General features: G+C 69.7%; 12 protein-coding genes. 3 read left to right on the top strand and 9 right to left on the bottom strand.

What is annotated here, in order from left to right; genetic code table 11:
* Positions 1–232: 232 nt before the first annotated feature.
* Positions 233–2,023, bottom strand: a complete 1,791-nt coding sequence (glpD, locus tag BOX37_RS04835; protein ID WP_240505210.1) for a glycerol-3-phosphate dehydrogenase — start codon at positions 2,021–2,023, stop codon at positions 233–235.
* A 191-nt stretch (positions 2,024–2,214) separates the two neighbouring features.
* On the opposite strand from glpD, the gene glpK reads away from it, so the two are divergent.
* The gene (gene glpK, locus BOX37_RS04830) at positions 2,215–3,711 is read left to right on the top strand and encodes a glycerol kinase GlpK (protein WP_071926578.1); all 1,497 of its coding nucleotides are present in this window, start codon (positions 2,215–2,217) and stop codon (positions 3,709–3,711) included.
* Complete coding sequence (locus BOX37_RS04825) at positions 3,711–4,340, top strand: TetR/AcrR family transcriptional regulator (protein WP_071926577.1); 630 nt, start codon at positions 3,711–3,713, stop codon at positions 4,338–4,340. Before glpK ends, BOX37_RS04825 begins: the two co-directional genes overlap by 1 nt.
* Before the next feature lie 159 nt (positions 4,341–4,499).
* Here the strand turns inward: BOX37_RS04825 and BOX37_RS04815 are convergent, their stop codons facing one another.
* The 5 genes from BOX37_RS04815 to BOX37_RS04795 form a co-directional block, all read right to left on the bottom strand.
* Positions 4,500–4,691 carry a hypothetical protein gene (locus BOX37_RS04815; protein WP_071926575.1) on the bottom strand — a complete coding sequence of 64 codons (192 nt, stop codon included), beginning with the start codon at positions 4,689–4,691 and terminating at the stop codon, positions 4,500–4,502.
* A gap of 356 nt (positions 4,692–5,047) precedes the next feature.
* Positions 5,048–6,223 carry an aminotransferase-like domain-containing protein gene (locus tag BOX37_RS04810; protein WP_071931194.1) on the bottom strand — a complete coding sequence of 392 codons (1,176 nt, stop codon included), beginning with the start codon at positions 6,221–6,223 and terminating at the stop codon, positions 5,048–5,050.
* A gap of 91 nt (positions 6,224–6,314) precedes the next feature.
* On the bottom strand, positions 6,315–7,709 hold the full coding sequence (locus BOX37_RS04805; RefSeq protein ID WP_156910264.1) for a DUF8176 domain-containing protein: 1,395 nt from the start codon (positions 7,707–7,709) through the stop codon (positions 6,315–6,317).
* Between the two features lie 70 nt (positions 7,710–7,779).
* Positions 7,780–8,808: a hypothetical protein gene (locus BOX37_RS04800; protein ID WP_240505209.1), complete on the bottom strand. Its 1,029-nt coding sequence runs from the start codon at positions 8,806–8,808 to the stop codon at positions 7,780–7,782.
* Between the two features lie 289 nt (positions 8,809–9,097).
* Complete coding sequence (locus BOX37_RS04795) at positions 9,098–10,498, bottom strand: NAD(P)H-quinone dehydrogenase (protein ID WP_071926573.1); 1,401 nt, start codon at positions 10,496–10,498, stop codon at positions 9,098–9,100.
* A 210-nt stretch (positions 10,499–10,708) separates the two neighbouring features.
* On the opposite strand from BOX37_RS04795, the gene BOX37_RS04790 reads away from it, so the two are divergent.
* Positions 10,709–11,173, top strand: a complete 465-nt coding sequence (locus tag BOX37_RS04790) for a gamma-glutamylcyclotransferase family protein (protein ID WP_071926572.1) — start codon at positions 10,709–10,711, stop codon at positions 11,171–11,173.
* 476 nt (positions 11,174–11,649) lie between these two features.
* Here the strand turns inward: BOX37_RS04790 and BOX37_RS04785 are convergent, their stop codons facing one another.
* The 3 genes from BOX37_RS04785 to BOX37_RS04775 all read right to left on the bottom strand — a co-directional run bounded on the left by BOX37_RS04785 (position 11,650) and on the right by BOX37_RS04775 (position 14,891).
* Positions 11,650–12,813, bottom strand: a complete 1,164-nt coding sequence (locus tag BOX37_RS04785) for a M20 family metallopeptidase (RefSeq protein ID WP_071931192.1) — start codon at positions 12,811–12,813, stop codon at positions 11,650–11,652.
* A 125-nt stretch (positions 12,814–12,938) separates the two neighbouring features.
* Complete coding sequence (locus tag BOX37_RS04780) at positions 12,939–14,141, bottom strand: M20 family metallopeptidase (protein WP_071926571.1); 1,203 nt, start codon at positions 14,139–14,141, stop codon at positions 12,939–12,941.
* Positions 14,142–14,189: 48 nt separating this feature from the next.
* Positions 14,190–14,891 carry an enoyl-CoA hydratase-related protein gene (locus tag BOX37_RS04775; RefSeq protein ID WP_071926570.1) on the bottom strand — a complete coding sequence of 234 codons (702 nt, stop codon included), beginning with the start codon at positions 14,889–14,891 and terminating at the stop codon, positions 14,190–14,192.
* Positions 14,892–14,901 lie beyond the last annotated feature (10 nt).

Below are 14,901 nucleotides of genomic sequence, written 5' to 3'. Positions count from 1 at the left end.
CCGCCAGGCCGCGCGGGGCCGGACTCAGCACCCGCGGACCACGCTGTTGGACGATTGATCACCAGGCACTCAGGTAAGTAGCGGCCGAGAAGCGAACGCCACCAGAGCCTGGTGATCAACCGTCCAGGTCGTTACCCGGGCGACTCGAGGGGGCAACCGGGGACTCGTTGGCTTCCCCACCTCCACTACGTGGAAGGCACGCGGGCGCGCCCAGTACCTGGACCGGGGCGAGTCAGCGATCCTGGGGTACCGGCTCGAGCAGTTGCGGGCGCGGTTCCGGTGCGGCGGCTCGTAGCGCGTCGGCCGACTTGTCGTCGGGCTCGGCCTGCGATTCGATCTCCGCGCGCACTCGTGCCTGATACAGCGACACCTCGCGATCGATGTCCTCGGCGTCCCAACCGAGCACAGGCGCGACGAGATTGGCGACCTGCTCGGCGCAGTTGGCGCCGCGATCGGAGTATTCGATCGAGATGCGGGTGCGCCGGGCCAGGATGTCGTCGAGGTGCAGGGCCCCCTCGGCGGCGGCCGCGTACACCGCTTCGACTTGCAGATACGCCGGTGCGTCGGTGATCGGTCGCAGCAGTTCGGGTTTGCCCGCGGCCATGGCGAGCACCTCGTCGACGACGGAGCCGTAGCGGTCGAGGAGGTGGGTCATCCGATAGGGGTGCAAGCCGTAGTGTTCGGCCAGCTGCACGGTCTGGTTCACCAGGGCGAAGTAGCCGTCGGCGCCCAGCAGCGCGACCTTCTCGGTGATCGAGGGCGAGACGCGGGCCGGAATGTCCTGTGCGGCTTCGTCCATCGCGTCGGCGGCCATCACCCGGTAGGTGGTGTACTTGCCGCCCGCGATGCTCACCAGGCCCGGTGCGACCCTGGCGACCGCGTGTTCGCGCGAGAGCTTGGAGGTCTCGTCGCTCTCCCCGGCCAGCAGCGGACGCAGACCCGCGTAGACGCCGTCGATGTCGGCGTGGGTGAGCGGGGTGACCAGCACCTCGTTGACCCGGTCGAGCAGGTAGTCGATGTCGGCCTTGGTCGCGGCGGGATGGGCCAGGTCGAGATTCCAGTCGGTGTCGGTGGTGCCGATGATCCAGTGCGCGCCCCACGGGATGACGAACAGCACCGAGGTCGCGGTGCGCAGGATGATGGCCGCGTCGCTGACGATCCGGTCACGCGGCACCACGATGTGCACGCCCTTGGACGCGCGCACATGGAATCGGCCGCGTTGATTCGACAGGCCCTGGACCTCGTCGGTCCAGACCCCGGTCGCGTTGATCACCACATTCGCGCGGGCCTCGCCGGTGCGCCCATCCTCGGTGTCGCGCAGCTTCACCCCGACCACTCGGTCGGCTTCGCGCAGCAGCCCGACGACCTGGGTGGAGGTGCGGATGACCGCGCCGTAGTGCGCGGCGGTGCGGGCGACCGTCATCGTGTGGCGGGCGTCGTCGACGACGGTGTCGTAGTAGGTGACCCCGCCGATCAGCGAGTCCCTGCGCAGACCCGGGGCCAGCCGCATCGCGCCGTGGCGAGTCAGATGATGCTGTCCTGGAACGGATTTCGCGCCGCCCATGCTGTCATAGAGGGTGAGGCCCGCGGCGACATACGGACGCTCCCAGACGCGGTGGGTGAGTGGGTAGAGAAAGCGCAGCGGCTTGACCAGGTGCGGGGCCAGCGTCGACAGGGCCAGCTCACGTTCCTTCAACGCCTCCCGGACCAGCCCGAACTCGAGCTGTTCGAGGTAGCGCAGGCCACCGTGGAACATCTTCGACGACCGGCTCGACGTGCCGGAGGCCAGATCGCGGGCCTCGACCAGGGCGACCGAGAGGCCGCGCGTCGCCGCGTCCAGCGCGATCCCGGCGCCGACCACGCCGCCGCCGATGACCAGCACGTCGAACTGGTCCTTGCCGAGGCGTTCCCACGCGGTACGGCGATGCTCTGGCCCGAGCTGACCCGGGCCGAACCGGTCGCGTTTCCCGCCCGCGACCAACTCACCAGGGTTGAGGAAGGGAAACTCCGGTGTCTGCGACATGCTCGACTCCTCGCCGCCGACCGAGGTTCGGCCGGTCCCGGTCGACAGTGGGGCAACACCGGAGCACATCCCCGGCGCCGTCTACAGGCTAAACGTAGTGCGTGCTCCGCGCGCGGGACGTGCGCGGCGGGGCGGGCGCCCGAAATTCGACAGCGGCCCGGCGCGGAGCCGTCCTTGGGTAACCTGCATCAATGCGTCGCTATGTGGCCGCCATCGATCAGGGCACGACTTCGAGTCGGTGCATCGTCTTCGATCGGCAAGGTCGGATCGTCGGGACCGCGCAACGGGAGCATCGGCAGATCCTGCCCAAGCCGGGCTGGGTCGAGCACGATCCGCTGGAGGTGTGGCGCAACACCGAGTGGGCGCTCGGGGCGGCGCTCGGCACCAGCGGGTGCTCCGCCGGGGATCTGGCGGCGATCGGGATCACCAATCAGCGCGAGACCACCGTGGTCTGGGATCGGGCCACCGGGCAGCCGGTGCACAACGCCATCGTCTGGCAGGACACCCGCACCGATCAGCTGTGCGGCGAACTGGCCGGCGAGCAGGGTCCGCAGCGCTACGCCGATCGCACCGGGCTGCCGCTGTCGACCTATTTCGCGGGGCCGAAGCTGCGGTGGATCCTCGACAATGTCGACGGCGTCCGCGCGCGAGCCGAGGCAGGCGAGTTGTGTTTCGGCACCATGGACAGCTGGGTGCTGTGGAAGCTGACCGGTGAGCACCTCACCGACGTCACCAACGCCTCCCGCACCCTGCTGATGGATCTGCGTACCCTGCAATGGGATTCGCGGATCTGCGCCGAGTTCGACATCCCGATGTCACTGCTCCCGCAGATCCGCAGCTCCTCGGAGGTGTATGCCGAGATCACCCAGGGCCCGTTCGCGGGCGCGCCGGTGGCGGGCATCCTCGGTGACCAGCAGGCCGCCACCTTCGGCCAGGCCTGCCTGCTGCCCGGTGAGGCCAAGAACACCTACGGCACCGGCAATTTCATGCTCCTCAACACCGGGACGACTCCGGTGTTCAGCAAACACGGGCTGCTCACCACCGCCTGTTATCAGCTCGGCGAAGCACCGGCGGTCTACGCGCTGGAGGGCTCGATCGCCGTGACCGGCTCGCTGGTGCAGTGGCTGCGCGACAACCTCGGCATCATCGCCTCGGCCGAGGAGGTGGAGCCGCTGGCCCGCAGCGTCGACGACAGCGGCGGCGCGTACTTCGTGCCCGCCTTCTCCGGTCTGTTCGCCCCGCGGTGGCGTCCCGACGCGCGCGGTGTCATCGCCGGACTCACCCGCTTCGTCACCAAAGCCCACCTGGCCCGCGCCGCACTCGAGTCGACCGCCTTCCAGACCAGAGAGGTGGTCGACGCCATGCGCGCCGACGCCGCCGCCCAACAGCTGGACCTGGAACTGACCACCCTCAAGGTCGACGGCGGCATGACCGGCAACGACCTGCTCATGCAGTTCCAGTCCGACATCCTCGATGTTCCCGTCGTGCGTCCGGTGGTGCGCGAGACCACCGCACTCGGCGCGGCCTACGCCGCGGGCCTGGCCGTCGGCTACTGGTCGGGCACCGACGAGATCCGCGACAACTGGTCCGCCGATCACACCTGGACACCGTCGATGTCGGAAGCCGAACGCGAACAACGCTTCACCGAATGGAACAAGGCCGTCGAACGCACGTACAACTGGGCCTGATGGACGACCGGCCGCGTAAGTCACCCCGCCAGCAACGCTCCCGCGAGACCGTGGACACGCTGCTCGAGGCCGCCGCGCAGGTCTTCTCCCGCGAGGGTGTGTCCGCGACGACCAACCGCATCGCCGAACGCGCCGGGATGTCGATCGGCACGCTGTACCAGTACTTTCCGAACAAGACCGCCATGCTGCGGGCGCTGGCCGAACGGCATGTGATCGACGCCGGGCAACGGCTGGGTGAGGTGTTCGCCCGGTTGCGCGCCGACGAGCCGCCTTTCGACGAGAGCATGCACGCGATCCTGGCGGTGGTCGCCGATCTGCACCGCGATCGGCCCGCGCTGCACGCCCTGCTGCACCGGGTCGCGCTGCGGCTGCCCGAAGAGCTCGCGATGATGCAGGCGTTCGAGGACCATCTGGTCGGCGAGATCGAGTACCACCTGCGGCGCTGCGGTCGTGGCGGGTCGGACCCCCTCCTCATGGCCCGCACCGTGGTTCACGCGGTCGACGCACAGGTCCACCGCGTCCTCACCCGCCACTCCGTGCGCGCCGAGGAGTTGACGGCACTGGCCAAGGCCCTGATCCCGGCCGAGTCCGGACCAGTACCTCCCGCAGCGTCTCCGCGAGCTGAGTGACGCCGGGTTCCTCGAGTGGGAAATGCCCGCAGCCTTCGAGCAGCACGGCCCGGGTCGGCGCGCTCACGCGGTCGAGGAATCGCAGGCTCAGTTCCGGCGGTGCCTTCGGCGCCAACACCCATCGCGACGGCGAATGGCGCGCAGCAATCGAACGCGCGCTCAGTGACTTCCCAGATCGATGGTCACGATCTTGACGACAGGGTGCGCGTCACCCCGGCCGCCTTCCGTCGTGTCGTTGCGGTACTGGTAGTCAATACGTCCCGCACCACTGATCTCGTAGTGGATGGTGCGCGAATATCCTGCCCATTTGGGGCCGTGGTGCTTACCACGCAGCACAGTCGACGATCCCACATCGGGTGGTCTTCCTGGATTCGAAGACACATGCCCCCAGAACTGTTGGGCCGATGTCATTCCCACCCGGTCTGCCAACTCGTTCCACGTGTCGAGGTATTGCCGGTGCACCAGCACCCCGTACGCGTGTTCGTCGGCGGGCCGACCGCCCGATGAGCGAGCCGCGACAAAGGGCCGATAGGCACCGGGCGCGGGGTCAGGCGGCGCCGCTCGACTGCGGCGCATCCACCTCGACGAACTCCGATGCCGCTACCGCACCGATGTGCACCGCACGACGTGCCGAATCACGCATGACCGCGGCGGTGGTCACCCAGGCGTGCAGTGCTTCCCGCAGCGAGGCCGACGAGCGCTTGGCCTCAGCGGCTGATCGAGGCCAATCGAGTGATCGCTTCGGTCAGGGTGGCCTCGTCGGAGGTGGTGAAGCACAGGCGCATGGAGGTGCGGTAGGCGTTGGAGACGGCGAAGACGGCGCCGGGGACGTAGGCGACTCCCGCTTCGAGGGCGGCGGGGAGGAGGGTTGTGGTGTCGGTGTCGTCGGTGAAATCGGCCCAGACGAACATTCCGCCGGTGGCGTCGGTGCAGTGGACGCGGGTGCCGAAGGTCGTGCGGACGGCTTCGACGAGGGATTTGGCACGGGCGCCGTAAGCGGTGCGGACGGTGTCGATGTGGGTGGTGAGCCAGTCCGTGTCGGCGAGGAGGTCGGCGGCGATGCGGTGGGTGAGAGCGGAGCCGCAGAGGTCGGCGCCCTGTTTGAGTAGTTCGACGGCGCGACAGACTCGGCCGGGGGCGACCAGCCAACCGACGCGGAGAGTGGGAGCGAGGGTCTTGGAGACGCTGGACAGGCGGATGACCTGGGGTGAGTAACTCGCGACGGGAGCGGGGGCGGGCCGGTCGAACCAGAGTTCGCCGTAGGGGTCGTCCTCGATCACCCAGAAGCCGTGCGCCTCGGCCAGTTCGGTCAAGCGGCGACGACGCTCGGGGGCCAGGGTGACGCCGCCGGGGTTGTGGAAGTTGGAGACGGTGTGCACGACGGCGGGGCGCTCCCCCGCGGCCAGCAGGTCCGCCAGGACGTCGACACGCAGGCCGTCACCGTCGAGGGGCACCGCGACGATCCGGGCGCCGGCGGCCCGGAACACTTGCAGCGCACCGACATACGCGGGATCTTCCACGATCACCAGCGCACCGGGATCGAGCAACACCTCGGCCAGCAGCGACAGCGCCTGCTGGGAGCCGTGGGTGACGAACACTTCCTCGACCGGCACCGAGCGCCCGATGCGGGTGGACTCACGCTCGGCGATCACCGCGCGCAGGGCGGGCAGGCCGGGCGACTCGGTGTACTGCAGTACCGCCGGATCACCCAGCGCGGTCTGCGCGGCGACCGCGATCCGCTCGCGCGGCATCAGCGCCGCGTCGGGCAGGCCACCCGCGAGGCTGATGATGTCGGCGCGCGCGGTGAGTGTGAGCAGGTCCCTGATCGCGGAGCTCTGCAAGCCGTCGAGCTTGCCTGCCAGTGCAGGAACGATCGGGGACATGGGGACCTCCGGGAACGCCAGGGACATGCGATGCTCCACGATCGCACATCCCTGACCAGAATATGAAATTCTAATCCCAAATAATGAGACGCTACCGCGCGGCGATGGTCCTGATCTGCCACTTTCCATCGGTGTTGGCGGTGATGATCTCCTGCTTGTAGACGATCGCGGTGCCGTCGGGATGCCATTCCCGCAACTCCACGTCGTAGCGCCCCTCGCTGGTCTCACGCATCTTCACGCAGTGCGTGGCGCCGACCGGAATCTGCTCGTCGATCGCGGCCTGGATCGTCTCGGCAGGTGAGATGTCGCCATCGGGCGCCGCGAACTCGCGCACCTTCTCACCGGACCGGTCGACATAGAAGGCGTACTGGAAGCCCAGGATCGCCTTCGCACCCGAGGAGGTGTCGCCGGGGCCATTGCCCACGGTGACGGCCTGCTCGGCCACCTCCTGGCAATCGGTGGCCGACACCGCCGACGGGATCGGTGCGGCGGTCACGCCGGGATCCCCGCCGCCCCGCTTGACCAGACCGATGGTCAGCACCAGCACCACCACGAGCAATACCGCCGCCGCGGCACCGCCGATGATCCAGCGCATCCGCTTGTCGGGTTCCTTCGCCGCGCTCGGCGTCGGCGGGGGTGTCTTGGGCGCGAGCCTGCGCGCGATCGGGTCGTCGGCCCAGGACAGGCCCGGCTCGGCGGGCGGCTTCGGCACCGCACCGCCTTCGTCGGGACTGTTCCACCAAGCCTTGTCCTCCGCGAAGCGGGGCTCCCCGGCGAGTGGGGCGCGCACGGTCTCGGGTGCCTCCGGAGCGCGTCGGGAGTCCGGCGGCGCGAGGTCCACGGGCGCTTCGGCGCGCGGGCCGGGACGATCGCGGCGGATCACCTCGGTGCGGTCGGCGCCGGAGCTCACCGGAACGGAGTCGCCGAAGGGTGAGTCACCGAAGACAGAGGCGCCACCGCGCGGTACCTGGTCGCCGCCGATCCGGACGGTGGCGTCGGCCGGTGGGGCGGTGGGTGCGCCGAACGGCGAGCTGTCAGGCGGAGCGGTGGGTGCGCCGAAAGGCGAAGCGTCACGCCCTGGAGGTGAGGCGGCCAGGGCGTCGCCGAAGACGGAGGTCGGCGCGGAACGCCGATCCGCGGGCAACCGAGGCGGCACCGGACCACGTGGCGGCGTCGAGCCGACGGGCGGATCTGATGGCGGAGTGACAGGGGCATGCCCGACGACCGGCGCACCGAACGGTCCCGGCTCCGGGGCACCGGGCGCACCAGGGGCCGACGCACCGAACGGACCGGGCGCGGCGGACGGCGGACCGGCCGGGCGCCAGCCCATCTCCGGTAGCGCGCCCGGCGGCGGGGGCGGCGGTGTGGCGGCCAGCGGCGCGCCGAAGCCTTCGTCGTCGAGCGGCGGCCCGAAATCGCCTACAGGAGGACCGAATTCCGCGGCGGGTCGGTCGCCACGCTCGTTCTCGTCACCCTCGGTGCCCAAGTCCAATCCTTTCCCCAGGACACACGTGTGGGGCGGTCGCATCCGACCGCCCCACACGACAAACTGCGTGTCAGTACTGGAGCGAGCCACCCCACTGGGTGGTGACACCCGCAACGTTCACCGTCTGAAGCAGCTCCCCCGGCACGGGCAGTGTAGCCTGCGCGGCGGCCTCGAGCGCGGCCGTACCGCCGGGCTGCGCCTTGATCCAGTTCTCGACAGCCGCCTTGGCCAAATTGGCCTGGGTGGTATCGAGCACGGTGACCGTGGTGTTGTCCTCGCGGCCGTCACCACCGTTGAAAGTGGTGACCTGGATCGAGTTCTCGGTGATGTACTCGACCGAGACGCCCGCGTCACCGGAGCCCTGCGGCGTGCGGTACCCGATGGTGCCGACGTAGCCGGAGGCGTTGTTGTAGTGATGGGTGTTGGCGAGCACGCCGGGCACCAGACCGCCCGCGTCGACCGTGACGCCGACTTCCTGGCGCGGGCCTTCCATCTCGACGACCGGCGCGGCGGGCGCGTCGACCAGGCGCGGGGCCTGCCACGACGGCTCCTGCATCAGGGTGCTCGGACCCTCGGTCTCGGCTTCCTCGCCGGTGACGCCCTGATCGGACGGCACGGTCGGCTGCGTCGGCAGCGCCTGCGACGGCTGGCCGCCGGGCGTGGTGGTGCCCTCTTCACCGGGAACTTCTTCACCGGGAACGGTCTCCGCCTCGGCGGCGCCCTCTTCGTCCGTCGCGGCGGCGGGCTTGTCCTGAGCGGACTGGCCCGGCACCGGCAGCGGCGCGATACGGGGAGTGGTGACACCCGGCTGGCTCGGCGTCGGCCGGGCCGGCGTGCCCTCCGGCTGACCCGGCGCGGGGCTGGTGACACCCGGCTGCGCCGGGGTCGGCTTGGTCTGACCCGGCTTGTTCTCGCCCGGCTTCACGTTCTCCGGAGTCTCGGGACCTTCGGTCTCCTGAGACGGCGTTCCGGTTCCCGGCTGCGCAGGCGCCGGGGTGGCGGGTGTGGTCGGCTGGTCGCTGGGGACCGCGCCGGCCGGAGCCGCAAGTAGGGTTGCCACGGCCGCCGCGGCGGCCAGGGGCAACGATGTGCTCGCCATCGCTCGCTGCGCCCGACTCGGCTTACGATGCTTCACTTTCGCTTGATCCCTTTCCCGGAGGGAATCCCCCATACTCCACCACGCGATCACAATCTGATCGCGCCTCGGCGGTGAGTCAACCACATGAGCGCGAGACAGGCAATGCAGCACTAGGTTTCGGCGTCGCCCGTTGCCGCCTGCGCAAACACCCGCTGTGATCGATGCCGGGGATCAACGACCACTGCTGGCGAACAGGACAATTCGAAACCTCGAATGCCGGTGATACGCCTCACATTCGGTGCGTCGTAGCTCAGTCCAGGTCGTCGTGACGCATCAGCAAACGGCCGGCTTCGGTGACCGATCCGGTCAGCGACGGGTACACCGAGAAGGTCTGCGCCAGATCGGTGACGGTGAGGTTGTTCTGCACCGCGAGCGCGATCGGCAGGATCAGCTCCGAGGCGATCGGCGCGACCACGACGCCGCCGATGACCACCCCGGTCGCCGGGCGGCAGAAGATCTTGACGAAGCCGCGGCGCAGGCCCGACATCTTCGCGCGCGGATTGGTGTTCAGCGGCAGCATCACCGTGCGCGCTGGGACCTCACCGTCGTCGATCGCGGTCTGACTCACGCCGACCGTCGCGATCTCGGGCCGGGTGAACACCGCCGAGGCCACCGTCTTCAAGCGGATGGGGCTCACACCCTCGCCCAGCGCGTGGTACATCGCGATCCGGCCCTGCATGGCGGCCACCGAGGCCAGCGGCAGCAGCCCGGTGCAGTCGCCTGCAGCGTAGATGCCGGGTACCGAGGTGCGCGAGACCCGGTCGACGCGCAGGTAGCCGCCACGATCGAGGTCGATGCCGACCCGGTCGAGGCCGAGCTGATCAGTGTTCGGCGTGGAGCCGACGGTCATCAGGGCGTGCGAACCGGTCACCGTGCGTCCGTCGGACAGCTTCACCACGACGCCGTCGGCGGTGCGCTCCACCGCGTCGGCGCGCGCGTGCTTGACCAGTTCCACGCCGCGTTCGGCGAGGGCGTCCTCGAGCACGAGCGCCGCGTCGGCGTCCTCGCCCGGCAGCACGCGGTCGCGGCTGGAGACCAGCTTCACCCGCACCCCCATCTCGGTGTAGGCGGAGACGAACTCGGCGCCGGTGACGCCGGAACCGACGACCACCAGCGTTTCGGGCAGTTCGTGCAGGTCGTAGAGCTGACGCCAGTTCAGGATGCGCTCGCCGTCGGGTTCGGCGCCGGGCAGCACACGCGGGCTGGCGCCGGTGGCGATGAGCACCACCTCGGCCTCGAACTCCTCGCTGCTGCCGTCGGCCTGCCTCGCGCGCACCCGGTGCGCCAAACCGGTGGCGGGACCGACCAATTCGCCCCGGCCGGCCAGCAGTTGCACGCCCGCGGCCTGCAGCTTGGCGCGGATGTCGGAGGACTGGGCCAGCGCCAGCGCCTTCACCCGCCCGTTGACCTCGGGCAGGTGCACCTGCGCCTGGCTGGCGTCGAGGGTGATGCCCAGGTCGCGGGCGCGGCGCAGATCGGTACGCAGACCGGTGGAGGCGATGAAGGTCTTCGACGGAACGCAATCCCACAGCACACAGGCGCCACCGATGCCGTCGGCGTCTACCAGGGTTACCGAGGCCCCGTGCTGGGCGGCCACCAAGGCCGCCTCGTATCCGGCCGGTCCACCACCGATGATCGCAATCCGTGCCACCAGTCACGCTCCTGTTGCTCGCCTGATCGGACCTGCCCCTTGTGGGGGCTGCCCGTGCTGTCGACCCATCATTTCAGGTGCGTTGTGACAGTGACGGGTCGGCTCGGTGAACACCGCCGGGCGTGTTCGACGCCCTCACCGAATGTGACGGTGAGCCGATCTGGGTGGGAGACAGGAATTCCGCCGCTGTTATTGGCTACAGTTCCTCAGGTGCCGATCTATGCCGCCTACGGGTCCAACATGGACTCGACGCAGATGCTGGAACGCTGCCCGCATTCGCCCATGTCCGGGACCGGGTGGCTGGAAGGTTGGCGCCTGACCTTCGCCGGTGACGACATCGGCTGGGAAGGGCCGTTGGCCACCGTCGTCGAGGATCCGGGTTCCCGGGTGTTCGTCGTCCTCTACGACGTCTCCCCCGAGGACGAGGAGCGCCTCGACCGCTGGGAGGGCTCGGACTTCGGCATCCACAAGAAGATCCGACTCCGTGTCACCGGCACCCAGGGCGAGTCCCGCCTGGCCTGGCTCTACGTCCTCGACGCCTACGAAGGCGGCCTCCCCTCGGCCCGCTACATCGGCGTCATCGCCGACGCGGCCGAAAAAGCAGGCGCCCCCGAGGAATACGTCCACTCCCTGCGCACCCGTAACAGCAAGAACGTAGGCCCCGGCTCAGCGTGAACCGCCCCCACCCCCCAACTGAGTCGGCACCTCCGGCTCTCCCCGCCATACGGCACCCCTGAAGTCCGCGACCTGCCGCACCTCGGCCACAAGGCCCTGAAGTCCGCGACCTGCCGCACTCCCAGCCACACCGCACCACCCGAGTCCGCGACCTGCCGCACTCCCAGCCACACCGCACCACCCGAGTCCGCGACCTGCCGCACTCCCAGCCACACCGCACCACCCGAGTCCGCCATGACCGCACTCCCAGCCCCGCACCCGCGACCCCGAGGAGCGGCGGCCGACGAAGTCGGCCGGTCGCGGCCGGGTCGCCGGTCAGCGCTCGAAGCGCATGCGCCGCAGGCGCGAGTCTCGAGCGCTGACCGGCGGCCCCCAGGGGCCGCGACTCGAGCGCGCCAGCGCTCCAACAAACACAGCCCGTGTCACCACAACCCCAGGTCAGCCAACTACCGCACTATCCGCCCCACACAAAACACCTAAGCCTGCAGGATGATGTTGGCGAGAGTCCGGACCCCCACCGCCAACGCCCGCTCGTCGATGTCGAACGTCGGCTGATGCAGGTCCAACTGCTCCCCGGTTCCCGGCCACACACCCAACCGCGCCATGGCGCCGGGCGCCTCCTCCAAATACCAGGAGAAGTCCTCCCCGCCCCCGGACTGCGGCGTGTCGGCGAGCGCGTCGGGCCCCAGCGCCCGCACCGCGTTCTCGACCATCAGCGCCGAGGCCGGATCGTTGACCACCGGCGGCACTCCCCGCTTGTAGTTGAGCTGGTAGCGCACCCCGGTCGGCGCGAGCAGCCCGTCGATGATCTCGCGAACCAGCGGTTCCAGCAGCAGCCAGGTCGCGTGATCGCCGGTGCGGACGGTGCCGGTGAGCATGCCGGTCTGCGGAATCGCATTGGGCGCCTTACCCGCGCTCACCGCGCCCCACACCATCACGGTGCTGGTTCGCGGGTCGACCCGACGGCTCAGCAGCCCGGGCAGCCCGGTGATGACGGCGCCGATCGCGTAGACCAGATCGCTGGTCAGATGCGGACGTGAGGTGTGCCCGCCGGGTGAGTCGAACACCAGCTCGACCGTGTCGGCGGCCGAGGTGATCGCACCCGTGCGCACGCCGACCTTGCCGACTTCGAGCCGGGGATCGCAGTGCAGCGCGAAGATCCGGTCGACACCGTCCATCGCGCCCGCGGCGACGGCGTCGATCGCACCGCCCGGCATCACTTCCTCGGCGGGCTGGAACACCAGCCGCACCCCGACCGGCAACGTGTCCTCGGCCTCGGCCAGCGCCAACGCGGTGCCGAGCAGCACCGTGGTGTGCGCGTCGTGGCCGCAGGCGTGCGAGACGCCGGGCACGGTCGAGGCGAAGCTCAGGCCGGTGAACTCCTGCATCGGCAACGCGTCCATATCGGCGCGCAGCGCGATCCGGGGCCGGTCGGCGGGGCCGAAATCGCACAGCAGCCCGGTGCCGCTGGGCAGCACCTGCCAGCTCAGCCCGGCCTTGGTCAGCCAGCCGGAGACGAACTCGGTGGTGGCGAACTCCGCGCGGGAGAGCTCGGGGTTGGCGTGGATGTGCCGACGCCACTGCACCAGGTCGGCGGTGTGTTCGGCCAGCCACGACTCGACGATCTCCGAGCCGGACATCCTGGCGCTTTCGGTGGCCGGCAGGGTCGGACACGCCGCGTTCTCACGCATCATCGAGTGGGCGCCGACGCCCCTCGACAGCGCCTCGGCGCCTGTGCGCGCGGTGTCCGAATGGCCGGAAATGCTCACCGAATGTCCTCCTGTCGTTGGAGCAACCGTTGCAACAACCTGTCCCTGTGTACTTCATCGCGCGCCGTCGCGACAGCGGTACGCGACAGTGCGAGGGCGCCGTCGAGCACCGCCCGATCAGCCGAGGTGTTCACCGCGGCGGTCGCGAACTCGGGCTGATGAGTCACCGCGCCACCGGCATCGATACCGATCACCGGGTGGATGCCGGGGATGACGTTGGTGACGTTGCCCATGTCGGTGCTCCCGAGCGGACGCAGCACCTCGAGCTCGGGCGCGATCGGCGTCCGGCCCAGCCCGGTGAGCTGCGCGCGGTAGAGCGCCGAGAGAACCGGATCGGGGGTGAGCTCGGTATAGGTGGGCGCGAGCGTCCGTATGTCGTGAGTGCAGCCGGTTGCCAGGGCGCCCGCTTCGAAACACGCCTTCGCTCGGCGCATCAGGTCGTCGAGGGAGGTGGAATCGGCAGCGCGGAGGTAGTACAGCAACTCCGCGCGTCCGGGCACGATGTTGGGGGCTACGCCACCGTCGGACACTATACCGTGCAGTTGTTGACCGGGGCGCAGGTGCTGGCGCAGCAATCCGAGGGCAACCTGGGTCAGCGTCACCGCGTCGCCCGCGTTGCGGCCCAGTTCGGGTGCGGCGCTGGCGTGCGCTTCACGACCGTGGAAGGTGATCGCCAGATCGGCCAGGGCCAGTGACCGCGCGCCGACGATGTCGACGGGGCCGGGGTGCACCATCATCGCCATCGCGATGTCGTCGAAGGCACCCGCTTCCAGCATGAGGATCTTGCCGCCGCCGCTCTCCTCGGCCGGAGTGCCGAGCACGACGACGGTCAGGCCGAGCGGATCGGCCACCTCGGCCAGGCCGAGCGCGGCGCCGACGGCCGAGGCGGCGATGATGTTGTGCCCGCAGGCGTGCCCGATCTCGGGGAGCGCGTCGTATTCGGCACAGATGCCGACGGTCAGCGGGCCGCTGCCGTAGACGGCGCGAAACGCGGTCGGCAGGCCCGCGACGCCGGTGGTGACGGCGAAACCACGTCCGACCAGCGGTTCGAGGACCTTGGCCACGCTGCGCGTCTCGGCGAAGGCGAGCTCGGGTTCGGCGTGGATCGCGTGTGAGAGACCGATCAGTTCGGCCGAGGCCGCGAGGATCGCGGCATCGGACGCGGTGGCCGAGAGTTCGCCGGTGCGCGAGGGTGCCATACCCTCCAGTCTCGCATCAGTGACGGACCGGGGCGCACCGGCGAGTGCTCAGTTGCCGAACGGCAGGTTCTCCGGGGTGACCGGGGTGGCCAGCGCGGCGAGGGTCTCGGCGTGCAGGGCGGTCTTGATGATCGGGGCGATCGGCTTGCGCAAGCTGGTCAGCGCGGCCGCGCGCGCGATCGCGGCGGGCAGCACCTCCTCGGCATCGGCCTTGGCGGTCACGATGCCGGCGGCGATGGCCTCGTCGGCACCGAAACGGTGGCCGGTGGTCATGGCCTGCACGCACACCGGGTTGGCGAGACGCCCCTTGAGCAGGCCGTTCATCCCGACGGTGAAGGGCATGCCGAGGTGCACCTCGGGCAGCGACCAGAAGCCGCGGTCACCGCGCATCACGCTGAAGTCGTGCGAGAGGGCCAGCATCGCGCCCGCACCGAACGCGTGACCGTTGATCGCGGCGACGGTCGGCAGGGGGAAGGTCAGCAAGCGGGTGTAGAGGGTGTGCACGCGGTCCAGGTAGCCGTGAATCTTGTCCAGGTTGCCGAACACCCAGTCGGTGTCGAGACCGTTGCTGTAGAATTTGCCGGTCGCGACGGTCACCAGCGCGGCCGCGCCCTCGGACGCCTCGACCTTGTCGAGCTCGGCGTGGAAAGCATCGATCCAGTCCGGCGAAAAACGGTTCTCGTTGTCGGTCTGGCCCTCGTTTCCGAGGTACAGCACGAACACGTCACCGGAGCGCTCCAAATACGGCATGCAGGGAAGA

It is taken from the genome of Nocardia mangyaensis (genome assembly GCF_001886715.1).
In the GTDB taxonomy this organism is placed as follows: domain Bacteria; phylum Actinomycetota; class Actinomycetes; order Mycobacteriales; family Mycobacteriaceae; genus Nocardia; species Nocardia mangyaensis.
This window is presented reverse-complemented; position numbering and strand designations above follow the sequence as displayed.